The following is a 24608-nucleotide window of genomic DNA, read 5'->3' as shown; positions in this document are numbered from 1 at the left end:
TGGTGCCAACCAGCATGATGCTAACTGCCGTGAGTGCATCTTTGGCGTTTAATGCTGTCGCTGAGGACAAATTGACCGTGGTTTCTTGGGGTGGCGCATTTACCAAAAGCCAAGTAGAGGCCTATCACAAGCCGTTTATTGCTAGCACCGGAACCACCATAGTGTCGGAAGACTTTAGTGGTGGTCTTGCTGAAATCAAGGCGCAGGTTGAAGCCGACAATGTTCGCTGGGATCTGGTCTCTTTGGACAAGCCCGATATTGTACGTGGCTGTGCTGAGGGGCTGCTAGAACCGTTTGATCCGAGCATGCTTCCTAAAGGTGAGGATGGAACACCTGCCGAGAAAGACTTCATTGATGGTGCTATCCATGAATGTGCGGTGAATACGATAGTCGTATCAACCATCCTTGCAGTTAACCAAGAGGCATTTAAAGGCAAAGCCATGCCTAGCAAGTTAGTTGACTTGTTTGATTTGGAAAACTTCCCAGGTCGCCGCGCCCTGCAAAAACAGCCACAAGGCAACTTAGAATGGGCGCTGCTCGCTGACGGCGTCGAGCCGGGAGAAGTTTACGAATTGCTGGAAACTGAGGAAGGCCGCGCTCGCGCCTTTGCCAAGCTCGACACCATCAAAGAGCAGGTGCTTTGGTGGACGACGGGGGCTCAGCCACCACAAATGTTGGCTGACAAAGAGGTGGTGATTGCTTCTGCGTTTAACGGTCGCATTCACAACGCAGCGAAAGACGAAGGTCAGCCATTCAAGATTATTTGGGACCGCCAAATTGGTTATATGAACGGATGGGCAATTCCAAAAGGCAGCAAGAACAAACAAAAAGCACTCGATTTTATCGTGTTTTCATCTGGCACCACACCGCTAGCGGAGCAAGCTAAGTATGTGGCCTATGGTCCTACTCGTAAGTCCTCATCGGCGAAAGTCGCGCCAGACATTTTAGCGAGCTTGCCAACCGCGCCAGGAAATTTTGATACCGCATTCTTGATCAACGATGAATGGTGGTCTGATTATGCTGATGAGCTGAATGAAGAGTTCAATACCTGGCTGTTGAACTAGCGAAGAGTTTGAACCACCGAACCTAAAAGGTGCACGGCCCAACACTAGTGAAGTTCGCTCCCCCCAATTTTGTGCGATGACAGTGTTGGTGCCTTTTGTTAGTGAGAGTGTCTTCTATGGAGGATGAATGAAAACAATTGAATCACAGCGTATTAGCCAAAGTTTGACGATGACATCGCTTATTGCGGCGATGCGTCAAACTTACGCCAAACCCGCTAGCGTGCCGCAGCGTCAGGTATTGCCATTGGCGGCGGATAGTCATGATGCCTTGGCGTTGCTGCCGGCGTGGAATGACGAGCTGATTGCAGTTAAGACATTTACTTACTTTCCGGGCAATGGAGAGCAAGGGAAAGATGTGTTGGCCTCTCGATTGTTGGCGTTTAGGCGCAGTGATGGTGCACCGCTCTCATCCATGGATGCCAAAGTACTGACTTATTGGCGCACGGCAGCCGCATCGGCGCTAGCAGCGGATTACTTAGCGCGCAAAGAGTCAAAGACTTTGCTGATATGCGGCACGGGTCGATTGGCGCCTTATTTTGCTTGGGCTTACGCAGCGATTCGCCCTATTGAACGTGTCATTGTTTGGGGCAGAGATGCCGTTAAAGCCGCGAATGCGGCAGAGCGTATTGTTCATGGTGATGAATACCAGCGCTTGCCAAACGAGCGACAGTTTTCTGTGTCTATAGTCACGGATATAGAGCAAGGTATTCAGGCGGCAGACATCATCAGCTGTGTAACGGGTTCTCTCGAACCATTGATATTGGGCGAGCAGGTAAAGCCGGGGACACATGTTGACTTGGTAGGTAATCATCATCGTCAGCACCGAGAGTGTGACAGTGAGTTGGTGCTGCGCTCGCGGGTATATGTTGATAGCCGCATCAATGTGTTAGCTGAGGCGGGCGAACTACTTATCCCGATTGCGGAGCAAGTCTTCTCGCCAGAGCAGATAGTGGCGGATTTACCACAGCTTTGCGGTGCCGATCTAAGCCCAAAAACAAGCCAAAGCGCGGATTTGGGACGAACCGATCCCGATTCAATAACTCTGTATAAATCTGTCGGTAGTGCCCTGGCTGATCTCGTGGCAGCGCAGGTGGTATTGACGAACTTAGCCCAAGTGGAATTGGGATAGTGAAGAGCTTTTTGCTCACTTTTAAAATTGCATACAATATACAAATGGAAGGAATTCAATGAACGTAGATTGGAAAGGTGTTTACCCAGCGGTCAGTACTCAGTTTAGACGCGACTTAACGATTGATCTTGATGCGACTCAAACTGTCATCGACAACCAAATCAACGACGGTGTTAACGGCATTATTTGTCTTGGCACGGTAGGGGAGAACTGCGCCCTTTACCCAGAGGAAAAGCGTCAGGTGCTGCAAGCCGCGAAAGAAGTGGTTAACGGCCGAGTACCGCTTATCGCAGGCACTGCAGAGTCAATTACCGCCGCATCGGTTGATTACATGCAAGATGCGAAAGCCATTGGCGTTGACGGCTGTATGGTCATGCCTGCCATGGTTTATCGCACATCAGACTCTGAGACGTATGAATACTACCGCACGCTTGCGGAAGCAACGCCTGAGATGCCAATGATGATTTACAACAACCCAGTCACTTATGGTGTGGATGTGAATCTGGACATCATGGAAAAGCTGGCGAAGTTCGACAACATCGTTGCAATCAAAGAGTCGACCACGGACACGCGCCGCATCACAGAGCTTTACAACAAGTTTGATCAGCGCTTTACCATATTTGGTGGTGTGGATGACATTGCCCTTGAATCGTTAATGCTCGGGGCAACGGGCTGGATTTCCGGTCTAACCAATGCCTTCCCAGCGGAATCGGTCGCTATCTACAAGCTGGCGAGCCAAGGCCGCTATGCCGAAGCGCTCGAAATCTATCGCTGGTTCTTGCCACTTCTTAAACTCGATACCATTCCAACCTTAGTCCAATGCATCAAGTTAGCCGAGCAAGTTTGTGGTCGCGGTTCAGAGCAGGTGCGCCCACCACGTCAACTGCTGCAGGGCGCTGAGCGTGCAGAGGTGATTCAGCTTGTTGAAGCTGCGTTAGCAACTCGTCCCGACCTGAGTAAGTACCAGCTTTAGTTTTGGCGCAAATGAACTAATAGCGCAAAGAACTAATAGCACAGAGCGCTCATGGCGGGCGCTCTTAACTTAACCCAATCAAGGCAGAGACTATGAAAACGAATCGAACGGACTATGTGAGTTTTCAGCATGTAAAGAAAACCTACGATGGCAAAACCTTGGTCGTAAAGGACTTTAACCTCGACATCGCCCCGGGTGAGTTTGTCACCATGTTGGGTCCATCTGGCTCAGGAAAAACCACTTGCTTGATGATGCTCGCAGGCTTTGAAACGGCAACGCATGGTGAAATCTTTATTGATGGCACGCCGGTGAATCATCTCGCTCCACATAAACGCGAGATCGGCATGGTATTTCAAAACTATGCCCTGTTCCCGCACATGACCATTGCCGAGAACTTGGCGTTTCCACTGAAAGTGCGCAATATGAGCGCGCGAGAAATCGCTGAGCGAGTTGAGAACATCTTATCTATGGTGGAGCTTTCTCATGTGGCAAATCGCTATCCTAAGCAGCTCTCCGGTGGTCAGCAGCAGCGCGTTGCCTTGGCAAGAGCTTTGGTGTTTGAGCCTAAGCTGGTTCTGATGGATGAGCCATTAGGCGCTTTAGATAAACAGCTTCGTGAAACGATGCAGATGGAAATCAAACACTTGCATGAGAAGCTTGGCATCACCATTTTGTATGTCACTCATGACCAAGATGAGGCATTGACGATGTCCGATCGCATCGCGGTGTTTAACGATGGTGAAGTGCAACAACTGGCCCCGCCGAACGAGCTATACGAATCGCCAAGCAATGCATTCGTGGCTCAGTTCATCGGCGAAAACAATCAAATAGTCGGCCAAGTACAGTCGCTAGAAGAGCAGTGTTGTCAGGTTGCGGTTGGTTCGTATCAAGTTCAGGCGAAGTCGGTGCAAGTGGCTAGCGAGCGCGCGTTCACCACATTATCGATAAGACCGGAAAAGATCGTCATTAATCCCCAAGGGCCGGAGCTACAAAATCGGTTTGTCGGTCGAGTGAATGAAATGATCTATCACGGTGATCACTTCCGCTTGATTATTGAAGTGCCGGGTTTTGCTAATTTGGTGGTCAAAGTTCCTAACGACTCAGGGCAAGGCTTGGCGGTACAAGTGGGTGAGCAGGTCGAGATAGGCTGGCGAAAACAGGATTGTCATGCCTTAGATTTTCATAAGCCGGATTCTCAGGCGCAGAATCGCTCTGGGATAGACCATAAGACTACTCGTGATGGAGTAAAGCTGGAGGAAGCATTATGAGTCGCGAGCTTTCATCCTTGGAGTCGGTAACCGAGCTGGAAAGGCAGCTTAGCAACCACACGCCTGATCTCGCTCAGCAACTGGCAAAAGCAGAAAGACGTAAGCAGATACGCTCCCTTTTTCTAACCCTCCCTTTGGTTTGCTTTATCTTGCTGTCCTTTGCGTTTCCTATCGTAGAGATGCTCTATCGCAGTATCGATAACTCTCTGGTGGTGGACTCGCTGCCTGATACCACGGTTGAAATAGCTGCTTGGGATACGCAATCGGTGCCGAGTGAGCGTCTTGTTCATACGTTTAGTGAAGAGATCACTGCGCTTTATCTCTCCAAGCAGCTACCAAAAGTGGCTAATCGCTTTAACATTGAAATTTCGGGCATGCGTAGCTTACTGATGAAAACGGGTCGTAAGTTGGCGAAGCTGGATGGAAAATTAGTTACCTATGAGCAGCTTGTCGCTATCGACAAACGCTGGCAGCAGCCTAAATACTGGGCTGCGATTAAGAACCTGAACTCCGCCTACACCTCTCACTTCTATCTTGCCGCATTGGACTTGAAGGTGGATGAAAACGGCAAAATTACTGAGCAATCTGAGTCGAGGCAGATCTATTTAGGTTTGTTTTACAAAACCTTGTGGATGTCGCTGGTGATCACCTTAGTGTGTTTGGCGCTTGCCTATCCGCTGGCTTACCTACTGGCCAACTTGCCTGATAAACATGCCAATTTGTTGTTGATTGTGGTGTTGTTACCGTTCTGGACATCACTTCTGGTCAGGACAACATCGTGGATTGTTTTGCTGCAAAATCAGGGGGTAGTCAATGACCTGCTGATTTGGAGCGGGCTGTCTAGTGAGCGATTAGCGCTGATTCACAACACCTTTGGCACAGTGGTGTCCATGGTGCATATTTTACTGCCATTTATGATCTTACCGCTCTACAGCGTGATGAAGGGCATTAGCCCGACTTACTTTAGAGCTGCGCGTTCATTAGGCGCATCGCCTCGAGTCGCATTTACCAAAGTCTATATGCCACTGACGCTTCCTGGCGTTGGCGCAGGCTGTTTGTTGACCTTCATTCTTTCGATTGGTTTTTACATCACGCCTGCGCTGGTAGGCGGACGCAGCGGGCAGATGATTTCCAACATGATCGCTTATCACATGCAGACGTCTCTCAACTGGGGCATGGCGGCGGCACTTGGTGGTTTATTGCTGCTGTTGGTGCTTGGGCTGTTTTACCTGTTCAACCGCTTGGTGGGCATTAACAACATTCGAGTAGGAGGATAGGTCATGGCATTACCAACTTACGCATCGCGCGCTGAGCGGGTGGGGTACTGGAGTTACCTTGGTTTTTGTAGCTTGGTGCTGTTTTTTCTCATCGCGCCGATTTTGATTATTGTCCCACTCTCATTCAATGCAACGCCTTATTTCACCTTTACTGAGGGGATGATGAATCTTGAGCCAGAGGCATATTCGCTGCGCTGGTATCAAGAGATGATAGAAAACCAGCAATGGCGCCAAGCATTGCAAAATAGCACCTTCATCGCCCTGATGGCGGCCATTTTGGCCACGTTATTGGGTACGCTGGCAGCACTGGGTTTATCCAACGAGAAAGTACCGTTTCGTAATGCGATATTGGCGCTACTGATTTCACCTATGATAGTGCCGGTGATCATTTCGGCCGCGGCAATGTACTTCTTCTACACCCGATTTGGCCTTGCTCAGACTATGCCCGGGATTATCTTGGCGCACGCCGCGCTGGGTACGCCGTTTGTGGTGATTACGGTTAGCGCGACATTGAGCGGCTTCGATCATAGCTTAACCAAAGCGGCGGCAAGTCTGGGCGCTAATCCGGTGTACACCTTTCGCACCGTGACGTTTCCGCTGATCAGGCCGGGGATGATTTCTGGTGGACTGTTTGCGTTTGGTACTTCGTTTGATGAGGTGGTGGTGGCGCTGTTCATTACGGGTGCCGAGCAGCGCACCGTGCCACGGCAGATGTGGTCCGGTATTCGTGAGCAAATTAGCCCGACCATTTTGGCAGTGGCATCGCTGCTGATTTTGATGTCGGTACTGCTATTGGTGACGCTTGAGTATCTGCGGCGCCGCAATATGAAAATTCGTGGAATCGATGAGTAATTCGGGTATCAGGCTGCCGTCCAGAGTGTTTGCTTCATGCTAAGCCATTGACCCAAGCGCTCCTTCCTGTGAGCGCTCTTTTAAAGCAAAAAGCCCGAGCAATGACGATGCTCGGGCTTTGTTTTATGAAGGGTGGGGAAGCTTAGTAACCCATCAACTGCAATAAGTTTTCTGCAGTACTGATCGCCTCTTTACGATTGGCAATGTTGAGCTTTTGGTACAGGTTACGAATGTGAGTTTTAATCGTGGTACCTGCAACATCCAACTCTTGAGCAATTTGCTCGTTGCTGAAACCAGAGTAAATCAATCCAAGAACTTGCCATTCACGCTGGGTTAGCGGGCTAGTACGTACTAACTCAGGGATATTAGGGTGGTTGACCAGCTTCTCAACAAACTCTTCGTTAAAGTGTACTGAGCGGCTACGCTGAGTGGTGTTGATGTCTTTCATCAGCAGTTGCGCGCGGTGACGCTCAAGATCGCCAAGATCGGACTTCGACACTAGGTTAGCCAGCAAGTGGCCAATGGTGGCGCCATCAATGAGGAAATTGCCAATCATGCCAGTTTGGTTAGTAAGCACTAACGCTTCTTTCAACAGCTGTTTTGCCTTTTCTTCATTTTTGTTATGAACATTTAGGATAGCTTCCACAATGAGATTACGGTTGCGATCGGTCACCAGTTGGTGCTTGCTTGCGGCTTGTTCCAGGAAGTCGAGAGTGCTCTGAGCCTGTTCAAATTGACCTAGCTGGATTTGCGCACGAGCAATATTACGCCATTGAAGCTGTGAAAAGTGGTTGCACGCTTCATCCGGTCGAATTGCAGTCTCTAGCCATTGTTCAACCGACTCCATGTCGTTTCTGGCTTGCCAGTAAAGCAATAGTGACAATGAGGCATTCGCTGTCCAGTCAACGTGATAGGTCGACTGCTTGATGAGGTGCTGGATCTGTTCAATGACTTTAGACGCCTTATCCAGCTCGCCGCGACCAATGGCGATGCGAGCAATCATCGAGTAACTGTGCAGGTGCTTGCTTGGATCGATGTTCCCCAGTACGTCGATGCCTTTGTACGCGCACTCTTCTGCTTCATCGAGGCGGTTCCAGCACCAAAGAACTTGGGCACGGACACGCAATAAGAACTCGTGTAGCGGCACTTGGTGGAGTTGCTGCTCTTCAATCAGTTTAAAGGCGCTCTCTTGAATTTCGAATGCAGCTTGCACGTAGCCTTGTGCGATCAGAATTTCACTTTGTTGTAGCTGCGCCCATAACGCTTGATGGTAGACGTGATATTGACGAGCCAGCTTTTCGGTCTGCTGCATCATAGACAGTGCACGGCTAAGGTTACCGATCACGTGGTTGACCTCGCCAACAACTGAGGTGGCCACAATGCGGCTGCGATATTCCGAGTGGTCAAGCTCACTTAGTGCCAGCTCCGCCAGTTCGATAGCTTGATCTGGCGAGTTTTGGTTGATGGCCACCTGAGCACGAAGTGCGTGGAATTCACCTTCTTCTTTCTTGGTTACTTTGACCTCGCGTGTTGCCATTTCTTCACTGGCTTTGTCGATCAGTTCACCGACTTCGTTATAGCGGTGTTGGCTTTGTGCCAGCCAAGCCTGCAACACGCAAAGCTTTGGCTGACTATAAAGCTGATCGTGGCTGAGAACGCCAATCGCATCTTCTAGGGTGGTTAGCTCACCTTGGTTAAACATTTGCCAGCCAAACTGCAGCAAAATGTTCGCCACCAAATCTGCATTGTTAGCAAGACGCGCATGACGCAGGGCTTGATGAGGCACTTTTTGTTCTAGCCAAGCATTCGCAGCAGCTAGATGTAGGTCGTGCTCTTGTTGGGGAATTCGTGCTTTTCGTTCGTGGGATAAAAACTCAGCAAATAGGTTGTGGAACCTAAACCAGTTGTTCTCTCCTTCCAACGGGTAGATGAATAGGCCAAAACGGTTTAACGACTCAATCATACTAAGCGCATCGTCGCGTTTTGTTAGTGCGGTGACCAAATTGTCGTTGAAATGATCAAGCACCGAGCACTGCATTAAGAAATGACGAGTTTCTTTATCAAGTAAGTCAAACACCTCTTCAACTAGGTAGTCCCAAAGGTGTGCGTGGTTGAACTGGGAGATGGTCTCTACCGATTGTGCCAGTGTGCGTTTCTGGTGCTGCGCTTGCAGTGCGAAAAGTTGCAGCGCCGATGGCCAACCTTCAACGTATGTGCGCAGTGTATTGGCCGTTTCGTTATCGATCTCACTGGCAAGGCGCTGGCTAAAGAAGCGAGTGGTTTCTTCTGTGTCGAAGGCAAGTAATTCGTTGCCAATTTCAATCATAAGGTCACGTACACGCAGGTTTGCGGTACCCAGTGGGGGATTACCACGACTGGTCACGACCAAAGTGATGTTATCTGGCATGTGCTTTAGGAAAAAGCGCATCGCTTCATGAATGTCTTCATCGGTGATGAGGTGGTAATCATCCAGCACGATATAGCACTCGTGATGGTAGCTGGTTAGCTCGGCGAACACTTCACTAAACAGTGAGTGCAGAGATGAAAATTGTCGACGTTCTGCCAGCTTTTGGGCATTAGGACAGCTATTGCTGGTGGCTTTATTAATGGCTTGCAGCAAGTAATTGACGAAACGAAATGGGTCGTTGTCACTTTCATCAATGCTGTACCAACCTACATGTGGTTTGTCCGATAACCATTGAGCGGCCATCGTTGTTTTACCGTAACCTGCCGGCGAGCGAAAAAGTACCAGTTTATAAAAGGGAGCCTGTGCAAGCAGATCTAATACTCGTGGGCGCACAATAGCATTGTGCAAGCGGCCCGGACGAGTCAGTTTTGAAGGAATCCACATACGATTTTTCCTACTAATTATTATTTTCTTCTTCTCCTAAAGGAGGAGAGAGTGATTACCACGGCTTTATAGAGCAAACTCGATGGTATGAAACACTGGGTTATACCGTTGTTGATCGAGCGCCAGATTTTAATTATTGCGTGTCTTATAGCCCAACTACGCCTCATAAATGTGAAGTCGGTCACTTAATGGTGACTGTTCGCAGAGGGTTTGGCTTGCCATGTATACAAAAAAACGCATTTCTTTGGGGGTTTTTCACGGCTAATTGTGATCTCAACAACAATTTTTGTATTTAGTTGCAATCTGGATAGTAAAGGTTTCTTAGTTAGCACTTAGATTAAAAACTGAGCTTGGCGTGATCGCTATCACCCGAAAAAACCGAATCGGATAGCGGAATGGGAGATCGATCACTAAGTGGAGTGGAGTACGCCCTCTACGCCCTCCTCACTCATCCTCTAGGGAGTCGGACTTAGGAGGATGTTTATGGACACGTCACCATGCACGATATGTGACAGATGGATAAAACTTGAAAGTGAGATTTCGTAATGAAACCTGCGCAACAGAAAAAATTTGATAAAGCTTCTTTCCAAGAAAGTGTTAAGAAACACCTGTCAGCGACTTACGCAACAACGGTAGAGACTGCAACAGAGCGTCAGTGGTATCTAGCAATGGGCCGTGCGCTTGCAGAGCTAACGACTTTTGACCTGCTTCAAACTGAAGCCGATGAGCGCATCAAGAGCGCGAAGAGCGTTAACTACCTATCTCTAGAATTCCTAATCGGTCGTCTAACAGGTAACAACCTAATCAGCATGGGTTTGTACGAGCAAGTGACAGATGCAATGGCAGAACTTGGTCACAACCTAACTGACCTTCTAGAAGAAGAGCGTGACCCATCATTGGGTAACGGTGGTCTAGGTCGTTTAGCAGCATGTTTTATGGATTCATGTGCAGCTCAAGAATTCCCAACTGTAGGCTACGGTCTTCACTACGAATACGGTCTATTTAAGCAATCATTCGAAGATGGTCGCCAAAAAGAGGCACCAGACGCATGGTGTGGTGTTGAAGGTTACCCATGGGAAGTTGCTCGTCCTGAACTTGCACAAGAGATCGGTTTCTTCGGTCACGTTGAAGTTGTAAACGTAAACGGTAAAGACGTTCGTAAATGGGTTCCAGGCATGACTGTGAAAGCGATGCCTTGGGATCTTCCAATCGTTGGCTATGAGTCTGACACGGTATACCCACTACGTCTTTGGGAATGTCAGGCAATCGCTCCTTTCTCTCTAGAAAGCTTCAACAACGGTGATTACTTCGAAGCACAGCACGCGCTTATCGATGCGGGCAACATCACTAAGGTTCTATACCCGAACGACAATCACGAGAAAGGTAAGACACTGCGTCTAATGCAGCAGTACTTCCACTCAGCAGCATCTGTACGCGACATTCTACGTCGTCACGAAGCAGCAGGTTACACGCTAGCGGATCTTCCTAAGCAAGAAACCATTCAGCTTAACGATACGCACCCAACGATTGCGATTCCTGAACTCATGCGCATCCTTCTTGATGAGAAAGGTTTAAGCTGGGATGAGGCGTGGGCGATTTCTTCTAAAACGTTCGCATACACAAACCACACACTACTTCCAGAAGCACTAGAGACTTGGTCTGAGTCGCTAATCCAGCGTCTACTTCCTCGTCACATGGAAATCATTTTCGAAATCAACCACCACTTCTTGCAAGACGTTCGTGCAATGTGGCCTGGCGATGGTGAGAAGCAAGCGAAGCTGTCTATCATCCAAGAAGGTTTCCACCGCATGGTTCGTATGGCTAACCTATGTGTTATCGGTTCATACGCAGTGAACGGTGTGGCTGCACTTCACTCAGAGCTAGTGAAATCAGACCTGTTCCCTGAATTCCACGCGATGTACCCAACTCGTCTACATAACGTAACGAACGGTGTGACACCACGTCGTTGGTTGAAATTCTGTAACCCAGGTCTATCAGCGCTTATCACTGACAAGATCGGTTCTGAGTGGCCAGCTAAGCTTGAACAGCTAGAAGGCATCGCGAAATACGCTGATGACGCTAAGTTCCAGAAAGACTACATGGCTGTTAAGAAACAGAACAAACAGCGTCTAGCGGACTGGGTTAAGGCGAACATGGGTATCGAGCTAGATACGAATGCTATCTTTGATGTGATGATCAAGCGCCTACACGAGTACAAGCGTCAGCAACTTGATTTGCTACACGTGTTGTCTCTGTACCACCGTCTACTGAATGATCCAACATTTGATATGACGCCACGCGTTGTATTCTTCGGCTCTAAAGCAGCACCGGGTTACCACCTAGCGAAAGAGATCATCTTTGCGATTAACAAGGTTGCTGAGAAAGTAAACAACGACCCACGCCTAGGCGGTAAGCTGAAAGTGGTATTCATCCCTGACTACCGTGTAAGCATGGCTGAAATGTTGATTCCAGCGGCTGACGTTTCTCAGCAAATCTCTATGGCAGGTAAAGAAGCATCTGGTACAGGTAACATGAAGATGGCTCTTAACGGCGCACTCACTATCGGTACGATGGATGGTGCTAACGTTGAGATCCGTGAAGAAGTCGGTGACGAGAACATCTACATCTTCGGTCTAGAGGTTGATGGTGTGAAACGCACCAAAGCAGCAGGTTACAACCCATACGACTTCTACAACGCTGACCCACTACTGAAAGCATCTCTAGACCTACTACTAGGCGAAGAGTTCACTCCAGGTCAACCAGGTCTGCTACGTGCAACATACGACAGCCTACTAGATGGTGGTGACCCGTACCTATGTCTTGCTGACTTCGCATCTTACGTGAAGGCGCATGAAGACATGGACGCGCAATACCGTGACCAAGCTGGTTGGGCGAAGAAAGCGATTCTTAACACGGCGCTAGTTGGCAAGTTCAGCTCAGACCGTTCGATTCGCGATTACGTGAACAACATTTGGAAACTAGAAGCAGTTTCTCGCTAAAAAAATTAGACCAAGGTACCTCAGTTTGAGCGGGGTACCTTGGCTTTTTCATTAAATAAATAATAACCCTACCGATTTGAAGGTTAGAGAAGTCCTTCGGAGAGAGCGATGACAGAACAAACAGCATTAAAACAAGTTGCTGAAATGGCAAAAATAGCTGACAGCTACGTAAGTGCGTGGGGCGATGAGGCCAAAGTTGAGGACGAAACCATTCTTCGTCTGCTTGCGTCTTTAGGCTATGACACCACTAATGATAAATCACTACTAAAATCTGCAGAGAAAAAGCACAAGAAAGAAGTGCTGGATCCGGTACTGGTTGTGAAAGACGGTGATGCAGTAGAAGTAGAACTTCATTTGGGTGTGAGCGCGAGAGAAAGCGATTTCAGCTGGCGTCTAGAGACTGAGCAAGGAGAAGTACTTGAAGGCTATCTTCAATCTCAGATCGTTCGTGATGAACGTGCTGAGGGTGGCCCTTTAGTATTTGCGTTACCAAACAACCTTCCATGGGGCTATCACAAGCTTTACTTAGAGCGTAAGCGTCGCAAAGCACCTTACGAGATGACACTTATCCGTACGCCTCGTGCTTGTTACAAGCAAAGTGCAATGGATGAAGGCAAAAAGCTTTGGGGTCCAAGTATCCAGCTATACACGCTTCGTACTCAGCACAACTGGGGCATTGGTGACTTTGGCGATCTTAAACAGTTGGTTGCGGATATCGCAGCCCGTGGTGGTGACTTTGTGGGTCTTAACCCAATTCACTCACTATTCCCGGCGAACCCAGAAGGTGCGAGCCCATACAGCCCATCTTCTCGCCGCTGGTTGAACATCCTATACATCGACGTAAGCTCTGTGGCGGAATTTGCACTCAGCGCAGATGCGCAGCAAATCGTTGGTGGTTCTGAGTTCCAAGCGCGTCTGCAAAAAGCGCGTGAGTCACACTGGGTGAACTACACCGAAGTGGCTGAGCTTAAGATGAGCGTACTGCCACTGCTATTCGATGAGTTTAAAACTCGTCACCTAGACAAGCAGTCTGAGCGCGCGAAACTGTTCTTAGATTTCGTTGAAGCAGGCGGTGAGAGTCTTCTTCATCAAGCGGCCTTTGATGCGATCCATGCTGAGCTTCACGCAGAAGACAGCAACATGTGGGGCTGGCCGGTATTCCCAGAGAAGTACCGCCGCTTCGAAAATGCAGCGACACAGAAGTTCATCGCTGACAACCAAGACAAAGTTCAGCTTTACATGTACTTGCAGTGGATTGCTGACGTGCAAATTAATGAAGCTCAAGCACTAGCAGAAGAGAAGGGCATGGCTGTCGGCCTGTACCGTGACCTTGCTGTGGGCGTTGCAGATTCTGGCTCAGAAACATGGGCAGACAATGGCAACCTAGTGATGGATGCGAGCATCGGTGCGCCACCAGATATTCTTGGTCCTCTGGGTCAAAACTGGGGCCTACCGCCACTCAACCCACAAGTGCTGCAAGCAACGTCTTACGATGCGTACATCCAACTGCTGCGTGCCAACATGAAGCACTGTGGTTCATTGCGTATCGACCACGTTCTTGGTCTGCTGCGCCTTTGGTGGATTCCAAAAGGTGAGAACGCAACAAAAGGCGCGTACATCTACTACCCAGTAGAAGACATGCTAGCCATCCTAGCGCTAGAGTCACATCGCCATCAATGTAGCGTTATCGGTGAAGACTTGGGTACAGTGCCAGATGAAATCGTTGATATTCTGCGTGACGCGGGCGTTCACTCTTACAAGGTGTTCTTCTTCGAAACAGCAGAAGATGGTGGCTTCATCTCACCGGAGCACTATGCAGGTCAATCTATGTCTGCACTGTGTACGCACGATATGCCAACACTTCGCGGCTTTTGGCACTGCGATGATCTGAAGATGGGTCGTGAAATTGGTCTGTATCCAGATGAAGAACAGCTCGCTGGCCTGTTTGATGATCGCCTAGAGTGCAAACAAGGCATTCTAGATAGTGTGGCATGGCACGGTTATCTGCCAGAAGGCGTAGGTCGTGACGCAAGCTTGGTGCCGATGGATGCGTATCTGAGTGAAGCACTGCAACTTCACGTAGCAGCCGGATCTTCTGCCCTACTCAGTGTTCAGCTAGAAGACTGGCTAGAAATGGATAAGCCAGTAAACATTCCTGGTACGGTTAATGAGTACCCGAACTGGCGTCGTAAGCTGTCGATGAACCTTGAAGAAATATTCGCTCAAGAAGGGGTAAATCGCATCGCTAAACGCCTAACGGAAGTGCGCGCGAAAGCCAGCTAACCTTAGATTTTTAAATCGCTAACAAAGCACGACTCTTTTGGATTTTTGTTCTGTCATCTCCAAAGGGTTGTGCTTTTCTTTTAGTAAATTGACAACGCTGAATAATGGTCAATTTATATTGTAAATTGTAGGAAAAATTGACGCTTGCAATGCAAAAGTGGGCGCTTGTCACTTCCCGTGGTAGATGTTTCCAGTACAATGAAATCTTGCAGATAACCCGCGTATCGCGGGTTTTTTATTTTGTGCCTCCGACGTCTTTGCCATTGGCTGAGACTCAACAATAAAAAGGGGTGGCACAGTGTTAGGTCGAGGGAGATGAACGTTGAACAAAATAGGGCTTAAAAGACAACAACAAGCGTACGATCGACTCTCGAGTGCATCGTTTGCTGACCCATTCTCATTCTTAGGTCCATACCTACAGGATGAGACTCACGCACTGAGGGTTTGGATGCCCGGTGCAGACGCCGTAACAGTTGTCTTGAAAGACGGCACGAGAATGCCAATGGTGCGAGATAAAGCATCTGGGTTTGTCTTAGAATCGGAACTCGATTTGCGATTTACCCACTATCAGTTGGCTATTGACTGGAATGGCACTGAGCAACTGCTCGATGACCCATACCAATATCACGGTTTGTATGCCGAATATGAAGAGTTGCACACACCGAAAGAGATGTACCATCAAATGGGGGCGCAGTTTATCACCCAAGAGCGTGATGGTAACAACGTCGAAGGTACTCGCTTCTTAGTGTATGCACCGCATGCATCCGCAGTAAGCCTAGTCGGTAATTTCAATGCGTGGGATGGCCGCCGCAATCCGATGCAGCGACTCGATTACGGTATCTGGGGACTGTTTATTCCAAACTTGCCGGAAGGCACTCAGTACAAGTTTGAGCTCAAAGGGCCAGATGGCGAAGGTCTGCCTCACAAAGCGGATCCATGGGGTTTCTATTCTGAGCAATACCCATCGTTCTCTTCTGTTACCTATAACCATGACCGCTATGACTGGCAAGACAGCAGTTGGCAGCAGCGTCCGGTAACCGAAAAACGCAAAGAAGCGTTATCGTTCTACGAGCTGCACGCAGGTTCTTGGAAACGCAACAACAATGGCGACTTCCTGAATTATCGCGAACTTGCTGATGAACTGATCCCTTACCTAACCGATATGGGCTACACCCATGTTGAATTGATGCCAGTTTCTGAGCACCCGTTCTACGGTTCATGGGGCTATCAGCCAGTGGGTTTGTTTGCACCGACCAGCCGTTTTGGTTCACCAGATGACTTCAAATACTTTGTCGACCAGTGTCACCAAGCTGGCCTTGGTGTGGTGCTAGACTGGGTTCCAGCCCACTTCCCATCGGATGATCACGGCTTAGCAAACTTTGATGGTACGCCGCTGTTCCACGATCCGGATCCGCGTCGTGGTTGGCACCAAGATTGGAACTCGTACATTTACGATCTTGGCCGCGAACATGTTCGTCGTTTCTTGGTATCCAATGCCCTTTACTGGTTTGAGCAATTCCATATCGATGGTATCCGTGTCGATGCGGTGGCTTCGATGCTGTATCTTGATTACTCACGTAGTCATGACCAGTGGATCCCAAATGTCGATGGCGGCCGTGAAAATTACGATGCAATTGCAACCTTGAAATGGATGAACGAAGAAGTGTACAAGCACTTCCCGAATGCCATGACGATCGCTGAAGAATCGACAGCTTTCCCTGGCGTTTCTGCTCCTACTTTTGCTGGTGGTTTAGGTTTTGGGTTTAAGTGGAATATGGGTTGGATGCATGACAGCTTGTCGTACATTCAAGAAGATCCAGTTCACCGCAAATACCATCACGATACCATCACATTCCCGCTTGTTTACGCACATAGTGAAAACTACGTTCTGTCGCTATCACACGATGAAGTGGTGTATGGCAAAGGCTCTATCCATAACAAAATGCCAGGTGATGAGTGGCAACAAACCGCGAACCTTCGTGCTTACTTAGGTTACATGTACGCTCAACCAGGTAAGAAACTCAACTTCATGGGAGCCGAGTTTGGTCAAACGGGTGAGTGGAATCACGATGACCAGCTTCAATGGTTCTTGCTTGATTTTGAGCGCCACCAAGGTGTGAAAGCACTGACCAAAGACTTGAACTTACTGTATCGCCGTGAAAAAGCGCTGTTTGATCAAGACTCAGATCCGCAAGGCTTTGAGTGGCGACTACAAGATGCCGCAGAAGCGAGTATTTTGGCACATGAGCGTATCAGCGAAGACGGTGAGCGCGTATTAGTGATCAGTAACTTCACGCCAGTACCACACGAAGCGTTTCGATTGGGTGTGCCACTAGCAGGACGCTATGAACTGCTGCTAAACACCGACGACAGCCTCTATGCAGGCAGTGGTTTCGGCGTGGTGCAGGTTGCAGAAACAGAGGGCATAGAGAGTGAGTCTCAGCCTCAGTCTCTATCACTGCGTCTGCCGCCGCTTTCAACGGTATTCTACAAATACCAAGGCTAAATGAGTTGAAGCCCCAGCACCTTGCTGGGGCTTTTGTTTATCACGCTCTGCGAGAGAGGTAGATTCGTTAACGAGTATGAAGACCCGAGATAAAATCATTCAAGCCAGCTTGAAGCTATTTAATGAGAAAGGCGAGCGCGCCATTACCACCAACCATATTGCCGCCCACCTTGGGATGAGCCCTGGCAATCTCTACTACTACTTTCGCAATAAAGAAGACATTATCAAGTCGATATTTTCCGATTATATCGCTTACGTCCGTGAGTCCTTTGTTCCGGTTTCCAGTGACACACCGGCGGAGGTTTACCTGCAGCGCTACTGCGAAGAAGTATTTGGCAGTATCTGGCGCTTTCGTTTCTTCCACGCCAGCATGCCTGAAATCGTGATGCGCGATAAAGCCCTGCATCAAGCCTATTTGCAAGCGCATGATGTATTGGTCGCCAGAGCTCACGAATCGGTTCTCAATCTGCGCCGCGACGGATTTATTGTCATCGACGACGATCAAATCGATGAGCTAATTGAACTGATGCGCGTCGTTGGTGGCTTCTGGGTGAGCTATTTAATGGCAAACTCAGTGAGCAAGTCGATAACCAAAGCCGATGTGAATCGCGGCGTTGTTAAGTTTATCGTTCTATTGTGGCCTTATAGTACCGATAAAGGGAAAGAGGTGCTGACTAAGTTGAAATTGAAGTATAAGACGGTGGGTTAGTTGAACTCAGTCACGGTTAAACCGAATAGATAAAGACTTGACCCTAACATTCACAATTACCCAAATTTCCGTCATTCCGCACTCGATGCGGAATCTACTCAACGCGCACACCGAAAACAAAAAGATAGTTTGTCTGTGATTGTTAGTTCCAACGGGGTTATAGCTCAGTCTTTGACAGAAGTTTGTTGGTTATTCCAACCCCTTCGCTCACGAATATATTCGTCATCCTCACAAAAGTGAGGATCTCCTACCGCGCGTAGCTAACTGAAAATATTCGACTAAGTCACGTAAATCAGCTTTGAGACGCGCTGAATGAGATTCCCTTTTTCAAGGGAATGACGGTAATTTTGACGAAGGCTTGAAGCACGAAATGGGGTAAAAAGAAGTCACCTTATCCTGATTGGTAAAAATAGCCCTTAAAGTAGATTATAAATTTATGTTATCATTTTTATAATTATTGATAATTTTTCATTAAACCTTATCATCCCTATACTTCTCCACATCGAAACGAAACACGAAATAATCAAATCAGTTTTTGGAGAAAGTTATGAAAATGAATCACGTTGGTATCATGGTTGGCGATATGGACAAAGCGGTAGAGTTCTACACTAAAGCGCTAGGTCTTCGCGTTGTAATGAACAACACTAAAGTGATCGAAGAGCGCGAATCTGCAATCGGTCGTATGTGTATTGCCGTATTTGGTGAAGGCTTCAAAGGTTTCAACATTGCTCACCTGGTGACAACTGACGGTATCGGCGTAGAGTTGTTCGAAATGGTTGACCGCGAAGAGCGTCATAATGTTGATTTTTCTCGCCTAGGTATCTTCCACTTCTGTCTACAGCTTCCAAAAGAGCAGTTTGAATCAGCAATCACACGTGTAGAAGAGTTCGGCGGTAAAGTACGCATGGATATTCACCGTTACCACCCAGAAGATGATTCTAAGCAAGCACAAATGGTTTACCTAGAAGACCCGTTTGGTAACCTATTTGAGTTCTACTCTCACTCTTACGAAGACACTTACGCTTCTGATTACGAGTAATGCTCTTATCTGATAAGTGAAAATTTTAATGCCCATAAGATGCCAGATCTTGTGGGCATTTTGGTTCTGCGGCCTAAAAGACTTTGAGGGAAATTAGTGTTACATCTCCAGTCTGCATTGTTCTGGACATTTCCGTGTCAGTAAATCTTCTGATTTAGATATGTACGGATTTCTTCGAGTAAGGCGACTAGTGCCATAGCCGTTTGTTAGTCACTCATTCCCAATGGTTATTGCTTACTCAGCAGGAACTTGCGTAAATCTCTCTCAGCACGCATGACAAACAGAATAAAAACTTTGTCACCGTCTTGCTTATAGAAAACACGACAGGGATTAACGACAACTTCACGATAACGCAGGTGTTTTAGCTCGGGAGGAATACGACCAGACTCCGGGAAAGTTTGTAAGCGCTCGACGTTGGAGAAGATCATTTGGACCAACTGCTTTGCCGCAACAGTGTTTTCAATTGCGATGTATTCAGCGATATCTTTAAGGTCAGATAACGCTGGCTCAGTCCAGATTATTTTAGCCATTTAGACATTTTGTCCTTGGCTTCATCATGACTTACAGCTTTGCCGTCAGCTAATGCGCGTTCGCCTCGTGCTATACCTTCAAGAATAGCCAAACGATTTTGCATAAATTCGTAATCATCAACATCAACGAGATACGCGGATGGCTTGCCATGCTCGGTTATTAACACAGGCTCTTTAGTGTCGCGGAGGTCGGCGAGGATCTTAGTTGCCTGACGTTTAAGTGATGTAACTAGTTCTACTTTCATGAGAGCTGCTCCAAATGAATACTAAAGTGATACTATTCTATCACTTTGAGTATATCAATCTCCATGACGGTTAGCGCTTTATAGACGGGCTTTTTCCAATTTTGCATTCCGTCTATGTTGCTGCCATTTATATCAACCTATTATGTGAGTCGCCATATAGCTATGGAGGCGAGTTTCGGGAAAGTTTCCGTATGAGAGTTCAAAATAGTGATTAGATTGACTGGGTCTATTGGTTTACTGGCTAGGTTTCCGTTCGCAGGTTCTGAGAAGGTTTGGGGTATTTCTGAGCAGAAGTGCCCGTCATGAAGGTTCTGGACAAAAATAGTCTACGTCCGCTCGTTTTTAACATGCCCCACGTAGCCGTCATCCTCATATATGGACTCCCGTTAGATTGCAACTAGAGGACAAAAATAAGTAGGAAGCATGCGCATATTCGGGCTCTTATTGAGTAGCGAACTCTGCCCCTTGATGTTTTCGCACCCCAATGCCACTTCGCGAAAAAGGTACCTGGTACCATGAGGATGATCTGGCTCGTTAGGGTCGGTCTTACCTGTTTTTGTCTTACTCTTGGTTGTAACCTAAATATGGTTCTTAAACTGTCTCTGGTAATCGGTATGGTTGGTGGTGATTGAGCATTGACCATGCCGTTCTTACTGTTTTGTTGGCGAGAGCAACAGCCGCTCTTCGCAGCCCAGCTCTTTCTATCAGGCCTTTGACCCAAGCCTCTTTTGTTGTCTTAGGCTCCCTTCGGTCGACAGCCCGAACAAAAGCGAGAGCACCTTGAATCAAGTTGGCTCGTATTCGTTTACAGGCGAATTTTTTGCCGATACCTAAAAGTACAGTCTTGCCGCCAGTGCTGTATTGTTTGGGCGTTAGGCCGATGCACGCAGAAGCTTCACGGCCGTTTTTAAAGTTACCGCCGTTTTCACCGATGGCGAGATATAAAGCCAGCGCGTTGACATTGCCCACTCCCTCAATAGCAGTTAAGGCGCGACATTCAGGTTGTTGCTGTATCTCGTTATTGAGTTGTTTTGTGATTTTTTCTTTCTTTTCAATTAGGTCTTGATAAAGCCAGTACATCGTCGATATTTGCTCTCTGACAATATCTGGCAGGCCATTTTCTGCATCTTCTAAGACGAAAGGAACTTGCTTTCCAAAAGCGGACGTTCCGCGTGGAATATCAACCCCAAACTCGGCAATAAGTGCTCTAATCATGTTGCTTGTAGCAGTGATTGTATCGACCAAGTGCTGTCTCATCTTGTCGATGGATTGAAGTGACTGCGCCCTGACAGATTTGACCGCAATAAAGTGGACATTAGGCTGTTTAGCTGCGACAGCAATGGCCATTGCATCATTCTTGTCTGTTTTTTGATTCGTGCGGAATGGGGATACATTCTTTGGTGCGATCAAGATAACGTTATGCCCTACGGATTGGCATAAACGCCCCCAGAAGTGAGAGGTGGCACAGGACTCCATTACGACGGTGCAAGGCGGTTGTTTGAGTAACCAAGATTTTAGCTTGGCTTTGCTGAATGGTCTCTCTGTAGCGACATGATTGCCAACCAGCTTACAAACTTGGAATGAGCTTTTTGCTAAATCAATAGCAATGGTCGTAGACTTGTTCATGTATGGACTCCTAAAGATTATGGTTTCGTCACCAGTAATTTTAGTTCCCTCTTGAGGGAGGGAGTCCATACATCACGAAAGTGAGGATCTCCCACCACGTGTAGGCAACTGAAAATATTCGATTAAGTCACGTAATTCAACTTTTCAACGCGCTAAATGAGATCCCCTTTTTCAAGGGGATGACGGTGATTTTTGGTATGGCTTGAAGCACCGAATGGGGCAGTTCTGCGTTACATGCACCTTTAGCACGTCTCTGGACAAAACCGAGTCAGTCATATTACTAAATCAGAATATAACGGATTAGTCCACATATGGAAAAGTAACGCCCTGTTAAGGGGTGAGCAACGCAATACCGAAGCCGTTGCAAACAGCCTTAAGCACTAAAACCAACGCATAGTAAGAGTGCCACGCGTTGCGAATCCCTCTTAAACAGATTGTTAAGTGCTGGTAGCCTCAGACTCTTCAACTGCTTTGAGTGTTTTACCACTCTCGGTCTGCCAATGATGACGCCCATTGATCGCATAGCCCGCTATTATTGCAGCAGCCTGTGATGGACTGGTGAACAGCCGGTCTCTAGTAAATCGAAGAACACCGTCACCACCTTTTACCACTGCACCTGAATCAATTAATTCTGCACGAAGTTTTTGATAGCCTGTCGAAAGACTGTCTCTAATTTTATCAGCTACCATTGAACCGGATAACACCACGATACCCTCATCAGTTAACACCGCGTTTGCTGATATTCCTTTAACTTTCAAGCTAAAATTGCTGTTGTTTGAGACAGGAGTACTTTCTTCATGTACTTGGTGATCAATCGGTTTAGGTATCTCGTGTTGAGCTAATGACTCTAGAGCTTTATGACCAATGACACCTAAGAGTACCCTGATATTGGATAGAAACTCTTCCATTGCATCACGATCACCTCTAGGCAATACAGGCTGTTGAGGTTCATTACCATTTAGAACAACGTATCTTTCAGCCGATTTAGCAAATTGTACTAACCTAGACTCAAGGTATTTGACATGGGATTTAGTAAGATTTTCATCTTTACTTGTGAAGAAAACCACTTCGTTCCAAAAGTCTTTGTTAGCAATATGACTTTGTAAACGGTCTAGAACATTCTCTGCTTCCCCAATATAAACTGCAGAGTTCCCGGAAGTTTCATCCACACCAAAAAGAAAGTATACACCCGGTTTTTTCGACTCTTCCCAGTCAGACAATGACTTTACCTGAGTTCTAGGTGCTGATATTGCTTGTCCTGTCCAATTAACAATTTCTGCATGCCTGATGCCAGAAATTGAACCGTCGTCCAAGTAGATTCTGATTGTTCTACCAATATTCATTTTACTCTCATATTTATTGAAGCATTTAACGCTTTATAGACGGAATTTTTCCGTCTACGGTACGTAATACCGATACTGTCGCATACTACCTTAATCACTAAAACCGACGCATAGTAGAAACGCCACACGTGCCGAATCACTCTGAGTCGTTTGTTATGTGCCTTGATACAAGCCTACAGTACAATCAGATGGACGCGTCTCATTCCACACCTCGATGAGTTTCTGCTTTAGTGAGTTGTGCCAAAACTTAATAGCTTTCAACTCTTTATTTCTGACCGTACCATCCACCACTGAACAATCTTCAATAGAAAAACTAGCATCAATATCACCAGACTTAACATGAAAATGTGGTGGCGGGTGTTCGTCTGAAAAGATTTCAATCTTTACACCACCTTGATTACTCACTAAGTGCTTAATCTCGATGATACAAAGTTCACCATCAAATTCTTCAACGTAACATTGGCCATATAAGAGGGCACTAAGCCACTCAGCATATTCATCCATGTCTAAAAGTTCGCTAGGATCAACTTTATGGAAGCGCCCTCGCTCACGCGCGATATCTTTAGGAAAGCCCACAGTTACTCCTTAATCCAGAAAATACTAACTTTTCGCAACATAATCTGCTTCAGATGGTGCGGCAAGCACTGGTACATAACGTCCAACTCAGCGGGAAAATGAAGCGCAGCGTAAATTAGTCCGCTGCAGTTAAGTGCTAAACCTCATCTAAATGCTGGCCAACAAACTCCATTGAGCTATTCCACGCAAGCTTAATCTCATTTGACTCTGGGTCTCTATACCACGCATCAGACCATGTATTATCATGATTCCACTCCCAAGCAACTTTTCTTCCCTTTTCGAAATGTGTCCGATTCGTTGGAAAAATTCGGTAGAATATTTTTGCGCCACTAGAAGAGGCACTTTTCAAAATCACACCTTTTCCGTTCTTAATTAGAACTGTGCAGTCAGGATCGGAATAAATTGGCACTCCTGTATGGTGCACCCAATTTGTCTCCCTTGGGAGTGCTTGGAGTGATTTTAGAATGCTAACACCAGAGTCTATTGCACTTAAAATGTTACGTTCGTCAGTTTCTCGAACATGAATTATTTTATTTCTCGTTTCCCAAAATAGCCGCAGACTACCAGATATATGTTTCGGCAAACCATAATGGCTATCTAATTCATCTATCGCTTGCCTCAGACTTACACTTTTTCGACCTTTTAGCTTACCAATGCTAGCGAGTGTTTGTTTCGCCTCTTTTTCGATCTCAGAAGCGAGTAATATTAGAGCTGCTTTAGGCGACCTTGCGGCCTCGTGAATAATGGCTTTTACACTCGATTCGTCATCTTTTAGCTCATTACTGTCTGAACTTTCCACTTCACTTGGTGGGATTGCAGAAACTTCTTCGGACAACTGCGATGCTGAGCGCTGTAGATTTACCAGGGAATCGTTTAGCTCTAATTCTTGGCCAAGCAACTTACCTTTTTTAAATCTACCGATAGCTTCTGCTAACTGACTTCTAAACAAGAATAAAGCCACAAACGCAAAAATTGGCCACAAAAGACTGGCTAATGCTTTTAATAATTCAGGTACTTCACTCATGTTTCAAATCTCTAAGGTCACTTGACGCTTTCGCTTTATAGACGGAATTTTCCGTCTATGTTGCTGCCACTTTTTATGAAACTCAACCGATATCAACCTGTTTTGTGAATCATCATATAGAACTGGGGACAATTACAGAAAAACTGCGTATTTCAGACCAGAATACGGATTAGCCTGCCTTGGTCTATTTATGTACAGGCTAAGTCGCCCCCTCACTGGCTCTGAGAATTTTTTTGGCAGAAACAAGCTAGATACGCTAGCTCAGTGCACAAAGAGTTAGTGACTGAATCAGCTGTCGTTAGTTGTGTTGGCAA

18 protein-coding genes are annotated in these 24608 nt (G+C 47.1%); 11 read left to right on the top strand and 7 right to left on the bottom strand.

Annotation, left to right across the window (positions count from 1 at the left end; all coding sequences use genetic code 11):
- Positions 1-14 precede the first annotated feature (14 nt).
- The 6 genes from AAA946_RS22575 to AAA946_RS22550 all read left to right on the top strand — a co-directional run bounded on the left by AAA946_RS22575 (position 15) and on the right by AAA946_RS22550 (position 6563).
- Positions 15-1064 (top strand): polyamine ABC transporter substrate-binding protein, encoded by a 1050-nt coding sequence (locus AAA946_RS22575; protein WP_445206133.1) that lies wholly within the window; start codon positions 15-17, stop codon positions 1062-1064.
- A 127-nt stretch (positions 1065-1191) separates the two neighbouring features.
- Complete coding sequence (locus tag AAA946_RS22570; RefSeq protein ID WP_338166988.1) at positions 1192-2193, top strand: ornithine cyclodeaminase family protein; 1002 nt, start codon at positions 1192-1194, stop codon at positions 2191-2193.
- A gap of 58 nt (positions 2194-2251) precedes the next feature.
- Positions 2252-3166, top strand: coding sequence for a dihydrodipicolinate synthase family protein (locus AAA946_RS22565; protein ID WP_338166987.1), 915 nt, complete (start codon positions 2252-2254; stop codon positions 3164-3166).
- Positions 3167-3258: 92 nt separating this feature from the next.
- Positions 3259-4434, top strand: a complete 1176-nt coding sequence (locus AAA946_RS22560; protein ID WP_338166986.1) for an ABC transporter ATP-binding protein — start codon at positions 3259-3261, stop codon at positions 4432-4434.
- Positions 4431-5711 carry an ABC transporter permease gene (locus AAA946_RS22555; protein WP_338166985.1) on the top strand — a complete coding sequence of 427 codons (1281 nt, stop codon included), beginning with the start codon at positions 4431-4433 and terminating at the stop codon, positions 5709-5711. Before AAA946_RS22560 ends, AAA946_RS22555 begins: the two co-directional genes overlap by 4 nt.
- A 3-nt stretch (positions 5712-5714) precedes the next feature.
- Positions 5715-6563 (top strand): ABC transporter permease, encoded by an 849-nt coding sequence (locus tag AAA946_RS22550; protein WP_338166984.1) that lies wholly within the window; start codon positions 5715-5717, stop codon positions 6561-6563.
- A 142-nt stretch (positions 6564-6705) separates the two neighbouring features.
- Here the strand turns inward: AAA946_RS22550 and malT are convergent, their stop codons facing one another.
- Positions 6706-9414: an HTH-type transcriptional regulator MalT gene (gene malT / locus AAA946_RS22545; protein ID WP_338166983.1), complete on the bottom strand. Its 2709-nt coding sequence runs from the start codon at positions 9412-9414 to the stop codon at positions 6706-6708.
- 545 nt (positions 9415-9959) lie between these two features.
- On the opposite strand from malT, the gene AAA946_RS22540 reads away from it, so the two are divergent.
- From AAA946_RS22540 to AAA946_RS22520, 5 genes are all read left to right on the top strand, one after another.
- Positions 9960-12413, top strand: a complete 2454-nt coding sequence (locus AAA946_RS22540; protein ID WP_338166982.1) for a glycogen/starch/alpha-glucan phosphorylase — start codon at positions 9960-9962, stop codon at positions 12411-12413.
- A gap of 108 nt (positions 12414-12521) precedes the next feature.
- Positions 12522-14696, top strand: a complete 2175-nt coding sequence (malQ, locus tag AAA946_RS22535; protein WP_338166981.1) for a 4-alpha-glucanotransferase — start codon at positions 12522-12524, stop codon at positions 14694-14696.
- Positions 14697-15018: 322 nt separating this feature from the next.
- Positions 15019-17202 (top strand): 1,4-alpha-glucan branching protein GlgB, encoded by a 2184-nt coding sequence (glgB, locus tag AAA946_RS22530; protein ID WP_338166980.1) that lies wholly within the window; start codon positions 15019-15021, stop codon positions 17200-17202.
- Positions 17203-17278: 76 nt separating this feature from the next.
- Entirely contained in the window at positions 17279-17911 is a 633-nt protein-coding gene (locus AAA946_RS22525) for a TetR/AcrR family transcriptional regulator (RefSeq protein WP_112459891.1), read from the top strand.
- A 547-nt stretch (positions 17912-18458) separates the two neighbouring features.
- Positions 18459-18950 (top strand): VOC family protein, encoded by a 492-nt coding sequence (locus tag AAA946_RS22520; RefSeq protein WP_338166979.1) that lies wholly within the window; start codon positions 18459-18461, stop codon positions 18948-18950.
- 227 nt (positions 18951-19177) lie between these two features.
- On the opposite strand, the gene AAA946_RS22515 is transcribed toward AAA946_RS22520, so the two are convergent.
- From AAA946_RS22515 to AAA946_RS22490, 6 genes are all read right to left on the bottom strand, one after another.
- A complete protein-coding gene (locus AAA946_RS22515) occupies positions 19178-19480 on the bottom strand; it encodes a type II toxin-antitoxin system RelE/ParE family toxin (RefSeq protein ID WP_338166978.1) in 303 nt (100 codons plus the stop codon).
- Complete coding sequence (locus AAA946_RS22510; RefSeq protein ID WP_338166977.1) at positions 19468-19725, bottom strand: type II toxin-antitoxin system Phd/YefM family antitoxin; 258 nt, start codon at positions 19723-19725, stop codon at positions 19468-19470. The genes AAA946_RS22515 and AAA946_RS22510 overlap by 13 nt, the downstream gene beginning before the upstream one ends.
- A 591-nt stretch (positions 19726-20316) precedes the next feature.
- Positions 20317-21351, bottom strand: coding sequence for an IS110 family transposase (locus tag AAA946_RS22505; protein ID WP_338166976.1), 1035 nt, complete (start codon positions 21349-21351; stop codon positions 20317-20319).
- Between the two features lie 437 nt (positions 21352-21788).
- The gene (locus AAA946_RS22500; protein WP_338166975.1) at positions 21789-22694 is read right to left on the bottom strand and encodes a GIY-YIG nuclease family protein; all 906 of its coding nucleotides are present in this window, start codon (positions 22692-22694) and stop codon (positions 21789-21791) included.
- Between the two features lie 153 nt (positions 22695-22847).
- A complete protein-coding gene (locus AAA946_RS22495; protein ID WP_338166974.1) occupies positions 22848-23270 on the bottom strand; it encodes a DUF4160 domain-containing protein in 423 nt (140 codons plus the stop codon).
- Positions 23271-23406: 136 nt separating this feature from the next.
- Positions 23407-24294 carry a hypothetical protein gene (locus AAA946_RS22490; protein WP_338166973.1) on the bottom strand — a complete coding sequence of 296 codons (888 nt, stop codon included), beginning with the start codon at positions 24292-24294 and terminating at the stop codon, positions 23407-23409.
- Between the last annotated feature and the right edge of the window lie 314 nt (positions 24295-24608).

The sequence above is a fragment of the Vibrio sp. 10N genome (genome assembly GCF_036245475.1).
In the GTDB taxonomy this organism is placed as follows: Bacteria; Pseudomonadota; Gammaproteobacteria; order Enterobacterales; family Vibrionaceae; genus Vibrio.
This window is presented reverse-complemented; position numbering and strand designations above follow the sequence as displayed.

Coding starts and splice junctions, on each gene's coding strand:
- malQ (WP_338166981.1), top strand. CDS start 12,522: ATGACAGAACAAACAGCATTAAAACAAGTTGCTGAAATGGCAAAAATA.
- AAA946_RS22490 (WP_338166973.1), bottom strand. CDS start 24,294: ATGAGTGAAGTACCTGAATTATTAAAAGCATTAGCCAGTCTTTTGTGG.
- AAA946_RS22540 (WP_338166982.1), top strand. CDS start 9,960: ATGAAACCTGCGCAACAGAAAAAATTTGATAAAGCTTCTTTCCAAGAA.
- AAA946_RS22505 (WP_338166976.1), bottom strand. CDS start 21,351: ATGAACAAGTCTACGACCATTGCTATTGATTTAGCAAAAAGCTCATTC.
- AAA946_RS22570 (WP_338166988.1), top strand. CDS start 1,192: ATGAAAACAATTGAATCACAGCGTATTAGCCAAAGTTTGACGATGACA.
- malT (WP_338166983.1), bottom strand. CDS start 9,414: ATGTGGATTCCTTCAAAACTGACTCGTCCGGGCCGCTTGCACAATGCT.
- AAA946_RS22555 (WP_338166985.1), top strand. CDS start 4,431: ATGAGTCGCGAGCTTTCATCCTTGGAGTCGGTAACCGAGCTGGAAAGG.
- AAA946_RS22515 (WP_338166978.1), bottom strand. CDS start 19,480: ATGGCTAAAATAATCTGGACTGAGCCAGCGTTATCTGACCTTAAAGAT.
- AAA946_RS22525 (WP_112459891.1), top strand. CDS start 17,279: ATGAAGACCCGAGATAAAATCATTCAAGCCAGCTTGAAGCTATTTAAT.
- AAA946_RS22565 (WP_338166987.1), top strand. CDS start 2,252: ATGAACGTAGATTGGAAAGGTGTTTACCCAGCGGTCAGTACTCAGTTT.
- AAA946_RS22550 (WP_338166984.1), top strand. CDS start 5,715: ATGGCATTACCAACTTACGCATCGCGCGCTGAGCGGGTGGGGTACTGG.
- AAA946_RS22575 (WP_445206133.1), top strand. CDS start 15: ATGATGCTAACTGCCGTGAGTGCATCTTTGGCGTTTAATGCTGTCGCT.
- AAA946_RS22520 (WP_338166979.1), top strand. CDS start 18,459: ATGAAAATGAATCACGTTGGTATCATGGTTGGCGATATGGACAAAGCG.
- AAA946_RS22510 (WP_338166977.1), bottom strand. CDS start 19,725: ATGAAAGTAGAACTAGTTACATCACTTAAACGTCAGGCAACTAAGATC.
- AAA946_RS22560 (WP_338166986.1), top strand. CDS start 3,259: ATGAAAACGAATCGAACGGACTATGTGAGTTTTCAGCATGTAAAGAAA.
- AAA946_RS22500 (WP_338166975.1), bottom strand. CDS start 22,694: ATGAATATTGGTAGAACAATCAGAATCTACTTGGACGACGGTTCAATT.